9 protein-coding genes are annotated in these 14413 nt (G+C 63.3%); 3 read left to right on the top strand and 6 right to left on the bottom strand.

The window, feature by feature from the left end; all coding sequences use genetic code 11:
- Positions 1-220: 220 nt before the first annotated feature.
- From BWR02_RS00270 to BWR02_RS00250, 5 genes are all read right to left on the bottom strand, one after another.
- A complete protein-coding gene (locus BWR02_RS00270) occupies positions 221-1705 on the bottom strand; it encodes a SpoVR family protein (RefSeq protein WP_139555792.1) in 1485 nt (494 codons plus the stop codon).
- Positions 1702-2964, bottom strand: coding sequence for a YeaH/YhbH family protein (locus BWR02_RS00265; RefSeq protein ID WP_139555791.1), 1263 nt, complete (start codon positions 2962-2964; stop codon positions 1702-1704). Before BWR02_RS00265 ends, BWR02_RS00270 begins: the two co-directional genes overlap by 4 nt.
- A gap of 15 nt (positions 2965-2979) precedes the next feature.
- Positions 2980-4902 (bottom strand): PrkA family serine protein kinase, encoded by a 1923-nt coding sequence (locus tag BWR02_RS00260; RefSeq protein WP_139555790.1) that lies wholly within the window; start codon positions 4900-4902, stop codon positions 2980-2982.
- Between the two features lie 416 nt (positions 4903-5318).
- Positions 5319-6092, bottom strand: coding sequence for a ceramidase domain-containing protein (locus BWR02_RS00255; RefSeq protein WP_139555789.1), 774 nt, complete (start codon positions 6090-6092; stop codon positions 5319-5321).
- A gap of 1 nt (position 6093) precedes the next feature.
- Entirely contained in the window at positions 6094-7653 is a 1560-nt protein-coding gene (locus tag BWR02_RS00250; protein WP_139555788.1) for an NCS2 family permease, read from the bottom strand.
- Between the two features lie 385 nt (positions 7654-8038).
- On the opposite strand from BWR02_RS00250, the gene BWR02_RS00245 reads away from it, so the two are divergent.
- Complete coding sequence (locus BWR02_RS00245) at positions 8039-9106, top strand: AI-2E family transporter (RefSeq protein WP_139555787.1); 1068 nt, start codon at positions 8039-8041, stop codon at positions 9104-9106.
- Between the two features lie 395 nt (positions 9107-9501).
- Here the strand turns inward: BWR02_RS00245 and BWR02_RS00240 are convergent, their stop codons facing one another.
- Positions 9502-12192: an Rne/Rng family ribonuclease gene (locus BWR02_RS00240; protein WP_139555786.1), complete on the bottom strand. Its 2691-nt coding sequence runs from the start codon at positions 12190-12192 to the stop codon at positions 9502-9504.
- A gap of 600 nt (positions 12193-12792) precedes the next feature.
- On the opposite strand from BWR02_RS00240, the gene rluC reads away from it, so the two are divergent.
- Both rluC and BWR02_RS00230 read left to right on the top strand, forming a co-directional pair.
- Entirely contained in the window at positions 12793-13749 is a 957-nt protein-coding gene (rluC, locus tag BWR02_RS00235; RefSeq protein WP_139555785.1) for a 23S rRNA pseudouridine(955/2504/2580) synthase RluC, read from the top strand.
- Positions 13746-14405 (top strand): HAD-IA family hydrolase, encoded by a 660-nt coding sequence (locus BWR02_RS00230; protein WP_236101779.1) that lies wholly within the window; start codon positions 13746-13748, stop codon positions 14403-14405. Before rluC ends, BWR02_RS00230 begins: the two co-directional genes overlap by 4 nt.
- Positions 14406-14413 lie beyond the last annotated feature (8 nt).

Raw genomic sequence — 14413 nt, 5'->3', positions numbered from 1 at the left:
ATGTGCAGCGAGAAGGGACGGGTGTGGCCATGCTGGCACCTGGGACGCTTGTCGTACAGCCGCGACGACAGGCTGGAGGTACCTCAATCCCGCGGCACGTATCCCGGCCGTCAGCGATCCCCGTCGTTCTTGGATCAGTGGGCCGGTTAAAGCCGGGAACAAACGCAGCGTAGTGTGGAGGCTGGACCCAGGTGTCGGGGGGCGAGGGGTCGCTGCTCGCTCAATCCGTCTCGAAGGTATCGACGACCCGGCCGTCCGGCTCGACCGACTCGAGGAATACGGTGAAACCCCACAGGCGGCGGACATGGCGCAGCATTTCATCGGCGTTGTCGGCGAGGGGGCGGCGGTTGTGGCGGTAATGGCGCAGGGTCAACGAGCGGTCGCCGCGCGTGTCCACATCGTAGACCTGAATGTTCGGTTCGATATTGCCTAGGTTGTACTGGTCGGAAAGGCGCTGGCGCACCGCCCGGTAGCCGGCCTCGTCGTGGATGCCGGTAATTTCCAGTTCGTCGTCATCCTCGTCGTCCAAGACGCTGAATAGCTTGAAGTCGCGGATGACCTGCGGCGACAGGAACTGCGCGATGAAGCTCTCGTCCTTGAAGTTACGCATCGCCCAGTCCAGCGTCTTGATCCAATCGGAACCGGCCCATTCCGGAAACCAGTGCCGATCTTCGTCGGTGGGCCGCTCGCAAATGCGGCGGATGTCGCTCATCATCGCAAAGCCCAGCGCGTAGGGATTGATGCCGCTGTAGTAAGGCTTGTCGTAGGTCGGCTGGAACACGACGTTGGTGTGCGACGACAGGAACTCCAGCATGAAACCTTCGGTCACCAAACCTTCCTCGAACATCCGGTTAAGCAGCGTGTAGTGCCAGAATGTGGCCCAGCCCTCGTTCATGACCTTGGTCTGCCGCTGCGGGTACAGGTACTGGCCGACCTTGCGGACGATACGGATGATCTCGCGCTGCCAGGTTTCGAGCAGCGGTGCGTTTTTCTCAATGAAGTACAACAGGTTTTCCTCGGGCTCCGGCAGGAAGCGCTCATGCTTCTGCGTGCCGGCATGGGCCCGGGACGGCACCGTGATGCGCCACAAGTCGTTCAGCTGCGACTGGAGGTAATCGGCGCGCTCCTGCTGGCGGGTCCGTTCCTCTTCCATCGATAGCGGTGGTGGCTTCCGATATCGGTCGACGCCGTAGCTCATCAAGGCATGGCAGGAGTCCAGGATGTCCTCCACCGCCTCCTGGCCGTGGCGCTCCTCGCACTGCGAGATATAGTTGCGGGCGAAGACCAGGTAGTCGACGATCGCATCGGCACTGGTCCAGGCCTTGAACAGGTAGTTGTTCTTGAAAAAGGAATTGTGCCCGTAGCAGGCGTGCGCGATGACCAGCGCCTGCATGGTCATCGTGTTCTCCTCCATCAGATAGGCGATGCAGGGGTTCGAATTGATGACCAGTTCGTAAGCCAGGCCCATCTGCCCGCGCCGGTAACTCTTTTCGACGCTGAGGAACTGCTTGCCGAACGACCAGTGATGGTAGAACACCGGCATACCGGTGCTCGAATAGGCATCCATCATCTGTTCGGAGGTGATGACCTCGATCTGGTTCGGATACGTGTCCAGACCGAATTCCGCAGCGATGCGCGCGATTTCACGGTCGTAGCGTTCGAGCAGTTCGAACGTCCACTCGGAGCCTTCGGAGAGCGGCTTCATGCCTGTTGCTTCTGGAACAGTTCGCGGAACACGGGGTAGATTTCGGAGGCGTCGTAGATTGCGCGCATCGCAAAGTTAGGCCAGGCTTCCTCGACCTTTTCGTATTCGGCCCAAAGCCCCTGGCGATTGTCGTTGTTGATCTCGATGTAGGCGTAGTACTGCACCGACGGCATGATTTCGTCGCTGAGTATCGCGTGGCACTTACCGGAGTCCTCGGGCCAGTTGTCGCCGTCGGAGGCTTGCGCGCCATAGATGTTCCACTCGCGCGCAGGGTAGCGGTCACGGATCACATCGCGCATCAGGTTCAGCGCGCTCGATACGACGGTGCCGCCGCTCTCGCGGGAATAAAAGAAGGTTTCCTCGTCCACTTCCTGCGCGATTGTGTGGTGGCGGATGAATACCACGTCGATGCGGTCGTAGTTGCGGCGCAGGAACAGGTACAGCAGCAGGAAGAAGCGCTTCGCCAGGTCCTTCTTGGCCTGATCCATCGAGCCGGAGACGTCCATCACGCAGAACATGACGGCCTTCGAGGTCGGCGCCGGCAGTTGCACCCGGCTGCGATAGCGCAGATCGAAGGTGTCGATGAACGGTACGGCGTCGATTTTTCGCTGTAGGGCCTCGATCTCCTCGCGCAACACGGCGATGCGTGTGCGGTTACCGTCGGTCTCCGGCAGCAGCGCCTCCAGTTCCTCTTCGAGCGCGAGCTTTTCCCGCCGGTAAGGACCGGACAGGGCGGTGCGACGGGCCAGCGCGCCGCGCAGCGAGCGTAGCACGTGCAGGTTGGCGGGCACACCATCGGACGTGAAGCCGGCGCGCACGCTCTTCGGGGTTTCCTCGCGCGCGAGTTGCGTCTTGACCAGATTCGGCAGTTCCAGGTCCTCGAAGAAATAATCGAGGAATTCTTCCCGCGTCAGTTCGAAGACGAAATCGTCGGAGCCTTCGGTGGAGTCGTCACCCTGTCCGCCGCCCTTGCCGCCGCCGCCCTCGGGTCGGGCGACGCGGTCTCCCGTGACGAACTTCTGGTTGCCCGGATGGACCATCTCGCGCCGTCCGCCGGGCCCGTGCTTGAAGTAGGGTTCGGACGTGTCGCGTGACGGAATGCGGACTTTCTCCCCGCTCTCGATGTCGGTGACCGAGCGTTTCGAGATCGCATCCGCGACCGCCCGCCGAATCTGCGTGTGAAAACGCTTCAGAAAGCGCTGACGGTTGACGGCGCTCTTGTTCTTCGGATTCAGCCGGCGATCGACGAAGCTGGACATAGGCTGGGCCCTGCCTCAGGAGGACTTCCTGACGCGCAGATACCATTCGGACAACAGCCGCACCTGCTTCGGCGTGTAGCCCTTCAGCACCATGCGGTTCACGAAATCCTCATGCTTTTTCTGGTCGTCGGCCGAGGCCTTCGCGTTGAAAGAGATGACCGGCAGCAACTCCTCGGTGTTGGCGAACATCTTCTTCTCGATGACCGCGCGCAGCTTCTCGTAGCTGGTCCAGGCCGGGTTGCGGCCGGCGTTGCTGGCCCGAGCGCGCAGCACGAAGTTGACGATCTCGTTGCGGAAGTCCTTTGGATTGCTGATGCCGGCCGGCTTCTCGATTTTCTCCAGTTCCTCGTTCAGCGCGCGGCGGTCGAAGTTCTCGCCGGTGTCCGGATCACGGTATTCCTGATCCTGGATCCAGTAGTCGGCATAGGTCACGTAGCGGTCGAAGATGTTCTGCCCGTATTCCGAATAGGATTCCAGGTAGGCCGTCTGCACTTCCTTGCCGATGAAATCCACGTAGCGCGGCACCAGGTATTCCTTGATGAACCGCAGATAGCGTTCCTGTGTTTCGGGTGGAAACTGTTCCTGAGCGATCTGCTGTTCCAGCACGTACAGCAGGTGGACCGGGTTCGCCGCAACCTCGGAATGGTCGAAATTGAAGACCTTCGACAGGATCTTGAACGCGAAGCGGGTCGACAGGCCTTCCATGCCTTCGTCGACGCCGGCGTAGTCCTTGTACTCCTGGTAGGACTTGGCTTTCGGATCGGTGTCCTTCAGGTTCTCGCCGTCATAGACCCGCATCTTCGAGTAGATGTTGGAGTTTTCCGGCTCCTTCAGTCGCGACAGCACGATGAACTGTGCCAGCATCTTCAGCGTGTGCGGCGCGCAGGGCGATTCGGACAGCGAACTGTGTGCGAGCAGCTTTTCGTAGATCCGGATCTCGTCGCTGACGCGGAGGCAATAGGGCACCTTGACCACATAGACGCGGTCCAGGAAGGCCTCGTTGTTCTTGTTGTTGCGGAACTGCGTCCACTCGGACTCATTCGAGTGCGCCAGGATGATGCCCTCGAACGGGATCGCCGACAGCCCTTCCGTGCCCTTGTAGTTGCCTTCCTGTGTGGCGGTCAGCAGCGGGTGCAACACCTTGATGGGCGCCTTGAACATCTCGACGAATTCCATGATGCCGCGGTTGCCCAGGCATAGTCCGCCGGAGAAGCTGTAAGCGTCGGGATCGTCCTGCGAATAGCGTTCGAGCTTCCGGATGTCGACCTTGCCGACCAGCGAGGAGATGTCCTGATTGTTCTCGTCGCCCGGCTCGGTCTTGGTGACCGCCCGCTGATCCAGGATCGAGGGGTACAGCTTGACGACCTTGAACTGCGTGATGTCGCCGTTGTACTCGTGCAGGCGCTTGACGGCCCAGGGCGACATGATCCCGTTCACATGGCGGCGTGGGATGCCGTATTCCTCTTCGAGAATGGCGCCGTCTTCCTCCGGCGAGAACAGGCCGAGGGGAGACTCGTTCACCGGCGATCCCTTGATCGCGTAGAACGGCACCTTCTCGATCAGTGACTTCAGCTTCTCGGCCAGCGAGGACTTGCCGCCCCCGACCGGCCCGAGCAAGTACAGAATCTGCTTGCGTTCTTCCAAACCCTGGGCCGCGTGGCGGAAATACGCGACGATCTGCTCGACCACTTCCTCCATGCCGTAGAAGTCGGAGAACGCCGGGTAGCGCTTTATCATCTTGTTGGCGAAGACGCGGCTCAGGCGCGCGTCGGTGCGGGTGTCCACCATCACCGGCTCGCCGATCGCGAGCAGCATGCGCTCCGCGGGGCTGGCGTAGGTGGACGGATCCTCGCGGCAGATCTCCAGAAACTCCTGTAGGCTCAATTCCTCCTGCTTGCTCTTTTCGTAGCGTGTCTGATATCGGTCGAATAGTGCCATGGTCAGTTACCGGTAGATGAGAGAGTGCGCGTTGTGGCTGGAGCAGCGTCGCCGAATGAGCAACACGCGGGGCGCAGTGACGACCGGTGGGTCGCGTGAAACCGCGTCGGAGCGGGTAGAAGTGCGGCAGTCATCGACGTTCGCTTGAAGATCGCTGGCAGTGGACCTCGGGCACGGCGCCGGTCAACGGTTTGGCCATGGGAATAGCCTACCACAGTGCAAAGAGTCCCCGTTGCCGGACTTGGGAATTGGTGTTGCCGGTGGTGCGCCGTTCCTTCTCGTGCGCCGGGGAACCGGCGGCAACATGTCCTAGCGCTGCTCAGACAATGGGACGGGACAGCAGGCGGAAGGTTCCATCGCAGCAAGGGATTCGGCCGCGGACGAGTACACGGGGGCATCGGTCCGGCGCGGGAGACTCATCCGGCGAGGTTGCAGTCTGACGGATGTCGCTGTCGCAAGGCCAACAGAAAGGCGTACCCCCCGCCCGCAGCGAGCAGATGCTTGAGGCTGTGGCCGCTGATGAAACCCGTAGCGCCAAAGATCCATGCGTCGGCGGCTTCGGCGCCCTTGGCCAGTCCATAGGCTGCGAGCACTGCCCACAGGTAGTGTGTGCCCTGCAGCCGGGACGGATGGCGCAGCAGGATCAGCGGCATCAGCGCCAGTGGCAGGAACTGCACCAGGCCGTAGGGGCGCAGGTCGCCGCGGCCGGCGGTTTCGGTCAGATGCCAGTACAGCACGGTTGCCAGGCCCAGGACGACGAGCGGCCACAGCAGCCGTCGTCCGAGTGCCGGTGATACATGCTCGCCGACGAGGGCCGCGAAAAAAGCCATGAACGAGATCGTCATCGGCAGCCGGTCCCAGACCAGTGTCGCGTTGGTCGGATCCAGGTGGTAGTACAGGGAGCCGACTCCGACCAACACCATCCCGGCAAAAAATGCGCGATAAGCCGGCAGCAGTTCGGTCAGGCCGCCGGGCGGACAGCCTGATGACAGGGTGCGCAGTCCCAGCGCTCCCACCACGATGAAGGGCAGGTTGCTGAGCGCGTCAGCGCCATTCGGGATGCCGAGCAGCGTGCGCCGGTCGGCGAACGCGTGATAGGCCGGATCCTGCGCGATCGGCGGCAGCAGCGCTGCGGCGATCACAGCGATGACCGTGATCAGTATCAGTGGCATGGCCGATCGCTGAACCATGTCAGGACTCCGGCGCGACAGCCACGCCGACCAGTCGCGACTCTCTTAGGTGAAAGACCCACAACATAAGCCCGCACAGCGCATAAATCAGCGCAAACTCCGGTGCCGCGTTGAGTCCGAACCGGTTCTGGACGCCCTGCGGGGTGAGCGCGTAAGCGTGGATCACGCCGAAGAAAGACAGCGCGGCGGCGCCGAGCGTCCAGGCGGCGGCCCTATCGAAACGCCGGTCGATGATGAAGGCCAGCACGGCCGCCAGGATGGTCGACGTGAACACGAAGCCCTGGCTTAGCGCGATCAAGCCATAGATATGAAGATCGCCGCCGAAACGGTCCGCCACCGTGAACAGCGAACTGCCGGCGACGCGTAGCGCGGTCTCGATCAGCAGCAGCGCCCAGGCCGCCAGCGACGGGACCATGCCGAAGCTGACTGCCAGCGCATGCCGCCGCGGGGTTTCCTGGAAGGCCTGGGCGGTGATGATCAGGCCGATCCACAGCAGGATGCCCAGCGTGGCCTCGACCGGCACGATGCGCAGCACCGAGGCGTACGCGCCCGTGAAGCATAAGAGGCTCATTGCCAACCCGTTCAGAACCGAATAGCCGGTGCCGGCGCCCATGCTTTTCCAGGCGGGATGACCGATGTAGATCGTCGTCGGGAAGGCGCTGCCGAATGAGGCCGCGACCAGGCTCCCAACGCCGTTTGCGAGCAGTGACGGGCGCGTCTCGTAGCGGTCACCCGCAGCCTCGGCGCTTTCCAGGTTCTGCAGTGAGCCGATGATGTTCAACAGACCCATCGGGAAAATCACCGCAAGGTATTTCCATCCCAGCGGCGAGCCGATCAGTTCCAGTATGGCGCCGATGACTGGTTGCGGCAGGTGCAGGCCGATCGGCGCAGCGGGCGGGACCGGAGCCGCGGCGATCCAGCCGCCCGCATGCAGCACCCATGCGATGACCATGCCGCTCAGCACCGCGACGAGGCCGCCCGGCAGACCGAGCGGCAGCGACCGCTTCGAGGCGTAAACCGCCAGGATCAGCATCATCGGGAGCAACGCGAGGCCGGGGGCCGCGTAGATCTGGAACACGAAGCCCATGCCGATGAAGGTCAGCGCAATACCGGCCAGGGCCGACAGCAGTGCCGAGCGCGGGGTATTGCGGCGCAGCCAGTCCGTGCCGAATGCGCCGACCAGTTCCATGCCGGCATTCAGGAAGCAGGCGAACAGCCCGACCTTCCAGGCCAGGACCGGGTCGCCGGTCTCGCGGTACACCGGGCCGATGACCAGGAACATAAAGGCCAGCAGGCTGACCGTGTTGATGCCATAGGGCAGGGCGGTGACATCGGCACGTCCGCTGCGCGCCGCGAGGCGCCGCGCCTGCCGGGCGTAGAACAGATTGCCAAACAGCACCGACAGAGCGGCGCCGGGCAGGACGCGCTCGGCGATCAGTTCCGGCGGGAAGCCGCAGACCACAGGACCGAGCAGCCCGATCAGCATCAGTTGCAGCAGGTTGTCGATGAACAGTCCGAAGAAGCCGTCGAGGTCGCCGCGGGTGAATTGGGGCAGTGGCATGCGGTGGAAACTGTCGACTGGGTTGCAGCGTAGTGTCGGCTACCGGAACTGACGGATCAGGCAGAAAGTGGTCGCGAGTTACCGCGGGCCTCACGCTCCATTTTGCCATAGGCGGAATTGCGGCGTGTCGGGCTGTTCGGGCGGCAAGGCGGCTCGTCTTCCGCGCGCGCGTCGACCGTTACCCGGCGTCGGCGGAATGGCGTTTGCCTTCAGCAAGGAGCGGAGGTTCGCATCGAGCCGGCGGATGACGGGCCAGCATTCGTCTCACCGTGTTGACACCGGATCGCGCGGGTCACATCCTTTGCCCGCGTTTCAAGCGAACGTCCGCCACTGTGCGGGCTTTCGTCCCGGTCCGCATATCATCGCATCAGTGGGGGTAGCCCGAATGAGGTCCGACTTGCTCTTCAGCCCACCTGCCAGGGCCATCCTGGTGGCCGGGTCCTGCGCTCTCGTAATCGGCCTGATGAAGCTGGCGGCGCCGATACTGACCCCGATTCTGCTCGCGGTGTTCATCACGATTATCGCCACGCCGGCGCTGCGCTGGCTGAGGCGTCACGGGGTACCGAAATGGGGTGCCTTGGCGTTGATTGTCTTCGTGCTACTGGACCTCGGCAGCCTGTTCGCCCTGATCACTACGGGAGCGCTCGAAGGGTTCCGGGAAAGCCTGCCGAGTTATCAGGAGCGCTTCCTGTTGTTGAGCGACCAATTCGGCCGGTGGGCCGAGAGCGTCGGGATCGGCGGCTCGCGCGAAGCGGTGCCCGACCTGATGGACCCGAACAAGGTGGTCGGTGTCGTGCGCTTGCTGCTGTCCAATGCAGGCGATCTGTTGGCCACCGGACTTATGGTGCTGTTGATCGTGATCTTCATGCTGCTGGAAGCGCCCGCGTTGCCCGCGAAGCTCTCGGTCGCCTTCCATCTCACCGAAGCGGGCGATGCGCGGCTCAAGAAACTGCTCGGTTCCATCAACCACTACATGCTCATCAAGACGGCGATGAGCCTCGTCACGGGAGCCTGCGCCTGGCTTTTGCTGCACCTGCTGGAGATCGATTTTGCCGTTCTCTGGGGTGTGCTGGCCTTCTTTCTTAACTTCGTGCCCGTGGTGGGCGGCATCGTGATGATGATTCCGCCGGTTTTGCTGGCGCTGGTACAGACCGACCTGCAGACCACCGCGCTGGTTCTGGGCGGTTATCTGGCCATCCATGTCGTTATCGGCGATGTGCTGGAGCCACGGATCATGGGCAAGGGCCTCGGCATTTCCGCGCTGACCATCCTGATCGCGCTGCTGTTCTGGGGCTGGCTGTTCGGCACTACCGGCATGTTCCTGGCGGTGCCACTGACGACGGCGCTGGTCATTGCGCTCGACGCGAGCCCGCATACCCGTCCGATCGCAATACTGCTGGGCCCGGGAGCGCCAGAAGCAGGCCCGTCCATGAAGGGTCCAGCGCCCGGGTAGTCGGCCAGGGTATCTCTGCAGGAAGAGCCTTACTTGGCGTCGGGGTCCCGAGTGCTCCGCTGCAATCGGGTGACCGTTCGGTCAAAACGGGGCGTGTGCCCCAGGCCTGGCAGAGTGGACAGCCGCGGCACGCGGATTCCCGGCTACGGACTTGATCGATCAAGGGGGCAAGTCAGCGCATCAGACAGTCCGGATGTACCCCGGGCGCGCGCGATCATCGGCGTCAGGCGGCTTCACTGCAGGCTTCGGAACTGCGCCCTAGCCCGACATGCGGTTCCGGTTCGCGGGATGGCGAATCATTGATGCCGGCCGCGCCCGCCGGTTAGCGGGCGAAGCGGTCGGCGTACCAGTTTCCGGCCATTGGGGTCGCTGCGGGCGACCCCAATGGCGCGCAGTCAGTCCGACGTCGGTGCCGATGTCTCGTTGGTGCCGTTGCCGTTCGGGTAGGGCGTGGGACGCGGCTCCTCGAAGACGGGGGGTGCCGGCTGATGGTCGACGTGCAGAGGCGCGGGCTCGGGCGCCGAGGGTTCGGCACGGGGCATAAAGCCTTCGCTGAACGACGGGGCGCCGGTCGGTTCCGCCGGGTTCGGCGGCGCGTTGCCGTCGTAATCATTCCCTTCTGCAGGCGAGAACTCGCCACCGCCTTCCTGTTGGTCGGATGACGCGTTGCCGTTAGACGCCGAGCGGTCACCGCCACCGCTGCCGCGGCGGCCGCGCCCGCGGCGACGCGACGAACGCCGGCTGGAACGCGGCGGCGGGGTCTCGGTCGATTCCGTGGCGCCTTCGAGGCCATCGACAGTCAGGACCGGTTCGTCATTGCTGCGCTCAACGGGGCTGTCATCGCGCACGGGTGCTGACCGCTCGCGCGGCTCGCGCGGCTCCCGTGGCTCGCGGTAGTTCCGGCTCTTCGGATGGGACGAGACCACGGCCATTGCCCGCGCTGCGCTTTCTTCCGTGTCGAAGGTTACGAAAGCTTCTTCGCTGGGTGACCTGATGTCATTGCTTGGAGCGTTCTCCTCGCGCACGACGGGCTCCGGAGCGCGTTCGGGGCTCCGACGCTCTTCACGCGGCTCGCTTGCTTCGCGTGGGGCATTCGAAGTCGGGCTCGAGCCGTTCGAAGGTGAACGAGAGTCGCCGTCGCTGCGGCGCGAGCGCCGGCGGCGGCTGCTCCGCTTCGAGGGCTCGCGTTTCGGTTCTCCGCGCGACTCACTGTCGTCGCGGGTGGCAGACGACGAGCGGTTGCCGCTCTCCGGTCGGCGGGGTTCAGGTGCGCGTTCGGTCGGCCTGGGAACCGAACCGTAGGGGCTGGCCGATCGTGGCGGCTCCTTGGGTTCGGTGGCGGTCTCGGCGTTGTCGTCCTCGTCTTCCGGCCGGCCGCCGGTCAGTATGTTCAGAAAACGCTTGATGAAGCCGCCGCTGGGGGCTGGCGCAGCCGGAGGCTTGTCGGGGACGCCGGCAGGTGCCGGCTGGGCCGGCAGGAAGTTCCGGATTGCCGGTTCCTGGGTCGCCTGGGACTGTTCGCGGGAGGGCTTCGCTGCTGCCGGGGCGGTCTCGGGGTCCTTGATCATCCCGTAACTCGGCCGGGCCGTCGCCTCGTCCTCGGCGCCGCCGGTGGCCGAACGCACACGCTGGATGTCATACGACGGTGTTTCGTGATGTTTGCTGGGGATCACGACGATGCCGACATCGTGCCGCTGTTCGATTTGCTCCAGCGTCGAGCGCTTTTCGTTGAGCAGGAAGGTCGCGACCTCGATCGGCACGTGTGCGATGATCTTGTCGGTGTTCCGCTTCATCGCGTCCTCTTCGAGGATGCGCAGGATCGACAGCGACAGCGACTCGACGCTGCGGATCGAGCCCTGTCCCTTGCAGCGAGGGCAGGTCAGCAGCGTGGACTCTCCCAATGACGGGCGTATCCGCTGGCGTGACATTTCCATCAGGCCGAAGCGCGAGATGCGGCCGATCTGGATGCGCGCACGGTCGCTCTTGACGGCATCGCGTAGACGCGTCTCCACTGCGCGCTGGTTCCGCGAGGCCATCATGTCGATGAAGTCGATCACGAACAGGCCGCCCAGATCGCGCAGTCGCAATTGCCGCGCAATCTCGTCGGCGGCCTCGAGGTTGGTGTTCAGCGCCGTTTCTTCGATGTCGCCGCCCTTGGTCGCGCGCGCCGAGTTGATGTCGATGGTCGTCAGCGCCTCGGTGTGGTCGATGACGATGGCGCCGCCCGACGGTAGCGGAACGTCCCGGGCATAAGCGCGCTCGATCTGGCTTTCGATCTGGTAGCGGCTGAAGAGCGGGACGGTGTCCTCGTAGATCTTCGCGCGCTCGATGAACTGCGGCATGACCTGCTGCAGGAAGCTCTGCACCAGCTTGTGGGTTGCCGGGTTGTCGATCAGGATTTCGTCGATGTCACCGCGCAGATGGTCGCGCAACGCCCGGATGATGACGTTGCTTTCCTGAAAAATCAGGAAGGGAGCGGGCTTTTCGGCCGCAGAGCGCTCGATCGCTTCCCAGAGCTGCAGCAGGTAGTTCAGATCCCACTGCAATTCCTCGGGGGATTTGCCGCCACCGGCAGTCCGGACGATCAGCCCCATACCGTCGGGAATCGTCAGCTGCGCCATGACTTCGCGCATGTCGGAGCGAATGTCGCCCTCGATTCGTCGCGAGATGCCGCCTGCCTTGGGGTTGTTCGGCATCAGCACCAGGTAGCTACCGGCCAGGCTGATGTAGGTGGTCAGCGCGGCGCCTTTGTTGCCGCGTTCCTCCTTTTCGATCTGGACGATGATTTGCTGACCTTCCTTGATCAGGTCCTTGATGTCGCGCCGGGTATACTCCTCCTCACCGTTCCGTGCGATGTTCTCCGGCGTGATTTCCTTGAACGGCAGGAAGCCATGGCGATCGGCGCCATAGTTGACGAACGCCGCTTCGAGGCTCGGCTCTACCCGGGTGATGGTGCCTTTGTAGATATTGGCCTTTTTCTGTTCCTTCGAGGGGACTTCTATGTCGAAGTCATAGAGCTTCTGTCCATCGACGAGCGCTACGCGCAACTCTTCCGGCTGCGTCGCGTTGATCAGCATTCTTCTCATTTATTAGGTCCTTCGGTGTCGCCGCCGACCATTTCCCGACGCGGAACGCGCCTGCTTTTTCGTTCATGAGGATGGGCCTCTTTCTTGGGTGACCGGGCCTTATTCGATATGGTGCGGCCCTGCGTTCAGGCCGGCGCTGCCATTCGACATCAGTCCGCATCCCACGGGGCTCTACGCTCCGGGAAAACGCTTCGACGTAAGACGACTCGCTCATCTCGGGTCGAGCGAGAAAACCCTGTTCGTTATGCGGCACAAGGCAGTTCGAATGCGAGCTCAAGCTCGGGGGAACGCGGGGAGATCGGTCCGGTGCGCGGTTCATTCGGGGATATCGATCAGTCGCATCGAGCTGCGGCCGTCCGCAACATGAAGGGGCCGGCGCTCGGTAGCTACTTGAGGAGCGCGGCGGCGGGAACCCTGCGACGATTGTCGCTCGGTCACGACCCAGCCCGCTGCCCGATCTCGATTGCACCCGGAGTTGTTCCCATCGTCCGGTCTGGAGGTCTCTCAGGTCGCCCCGAAAACTCTTCATTGAACTGTCGTCACTATAACAAGCTTGTCATTCAGCATCAATTTCGCGAACGAACTTGTTATTATTCGAGAATGACTGAAACACTCCGGCCTCCTGCGTCGGTCAGGCTTGTTCGTATCGGCGAGGAACACGCCGGACAGCGCATCGACAACTTCCTTCTGACACAGCTCAAGGGCGTTCCCAAAAGCCACATTTACCGGATTCTGCGCACCGGGCAGGTACGCCTGAATGGCGGACGGATCGATGCCGCGCGGCGCATCGCCAGTGGCGATCTGGTCCGTATCCCGCCGCTGCAGGTGGCGGCCAGAACCGATGAGCCGCCCTCCGGTGCCGTCGACGCATTCGCAGAGCGCCTGACGCCCCGGATACTTATCGACGATTCCGAACTGCTGGTCATCAACAAGCCGGCGGGCATCGCCGTGCACGGTGGCAGCGGTCTGGTCCTCGGGATTATCGAAGGCGTGCGGAAGTTGCGGCCCGAGGCGCGTTATCTGGAACTCGTCCACCGGCTGGATCGTGATACCTCCGGCTGTCTCGTGATTGCCAAGAAGCGCAGTGCGCTGCGCAGTCTGCACGAACAATTCCGCGAGAATGCCGTCAAAAAGGTTTATACCGCGTTAGTGACCGGTGCCTGGAACCAGAAGATGCGAACGGTGGACGCGGCACTCGACAAGAACGTGTTGCAGGGAGGCGAGCGGATGGTCAAGGCGTCCGCCGCCGGCAAGGCAGCCGCGACGACTTTCCGCCGGCTGCGGGCATTCCAGACGGCGACGCTGGTTGCGGCCGAGCCGCACACGGGTCGCACCCACCAGATCCGCGTGCATGCCCAGTTCATGGGGCATCCGATTGCTGGTGATGAGCGTTACGGTTTGTCGGAGCGGAATCGCGCTTTTCGACAGCAGGGCCTGCGCCGGCTTTTCCTGCATGCTTCCCGGCTCACATTTGTGCATCCGGGGTCGGGCCGGACGCTGACGGTGGAGGCCCCGCTCGATGCCGAGTTGCAAAGCTTCCTGGAGCGGTGTCCATGATGGTCAGACGGTTCGACCTGCTGGTCTTCGACTGGGATGGTACCTTGCTCGACTCGGTCGACTGGATCGTCGAGTGCCTGCAGAATGCGGCCTGCGAGTCGGGTCTCCCGGTGCCGACCGATGCCGTGGCCCGGTCGGTCATCGGCTTGAGCCTGGACGAAGCGCTGAAGGCGGCATTCCCGGGAATCGACGGCGAGCGCATTGGTCCGTTGATGGATGCCTACCGCCGGCATTTCTTCACCCGCCAGTTGACGGCAGCGGACCTGTTCGACGGGGTATCCGATATGCTGGGAGAATTGCGGGACGCGGGTTTCCGGCTCGCAATCGCGACCGGCAAGGCGCGGCGGGGGCTGGATCACGCCCTGGAGCAGACGGGGGTGGGGTCATTGTTCGAGACGACACGCTGCGCCGATGAGACCGCGTCCAAACCGGATCCCGCGATGTTGTACGAAATTCTCGCCGTCACCGGCATTGCGCCCCATCGGACCGTCATGATCGGCGACTCGATCCACGACCTCCGCATGGCAGCCAACGCCGGGATCGCCGGAATTGCCGTGACCAGCGGCGCCAACAATCGCGCCGAGCTGACCGAAATGAACCCGCTAAGCTGTCTGAACCGGGTGGTTGAGCTGCCGGCGTTTCTCCACACCGGCTAAGCCCTATG

This window comes from Methylotetracoccus oryzae (genome assembly GCF_006175985.1).
Lineage (GTDB): Bacteria > Pseudomonadota > Gammaproteobacteria > Methylococcales > Methylococcaceae > Methylotetracoccus > Methylotetracoccus oryzae.
The sequence above is the reverse complement of the archived record's forward strand: the minus strand, read 5'-3'. Positions and strand labels throughout refer to the sequence as shown.

What these genes read in the sequence shown, in the direction of transcription:
- BWR02_RS00245 (WP_139555787.1), top strand. Translation starts at nt 8,039, where the DNA reads ATGAGGTCCGACTTGCTCTTCAGCCCACCTGCCAGGGCCATCCTGGTG.
- BWR02_RS00240 (WP_139555786.1), bottom strand. Translation starts at nt 12,192, where the DNA reads ATGAGAAGAATGCTGATCAACGCGACGCAGCCGGAAGAGTTGCGCGTA.
- BWR02_RS00255 (WP_139555789.1), bottom strand. Translation starts at nt 6,092, where the DNA reads ATGGTTCAGCGATCGGCCATGCCACTGATACTGATCACGGTCATCGCT.
- BWR02_RS00250 (WP_139555788.1), bottom strand. Translation starts at nt 7,653, where the DNA reads ATGCCACTGCCCCAATTCACCCGCGGCGACCTCGACGGCTTCTTCGGA.
- BWR02_RS00260 (WP_139555790.1), bottom strand. Translation starts at nt 4,902, where the DNA reads ATGGCACTATTCGACCGATATCAGACACGCTACGAAAAGAGCAAGCAG.
- rluC (WP_139555785.1), top strand. Translation starts at nt 12,793, where the DNA reads ATGACTGAAACACTCCGGCCTCCTGCGTCGGTCAGGCTTGTTCGTATC.
- BWR02_RS00270 (WP_139555792.1), bottom strand. Translation starts at nt 1,705, where the DNA reads ATGAAGCCGCTCTCCGAAGGCTCCGAGTGGACGTTCGAACTGCTCGAA.
- BWR02_RS00230 (WP_236101779.1), top strand. Translation starts at nt 13,746, where the DNA reads ATGATGGTCAGACGGTTCGACCTGCTGGTCTTCGACTGGGATGGTACC.
- BWR02_RS00265 (WP_139555791.1), bottom strand. Translation starts at nt 2,964, where the DNA reads ATGTCCAGCTTCGTCGATCGCCGGCTGAATCCGAAGAACAAGAGCGCC.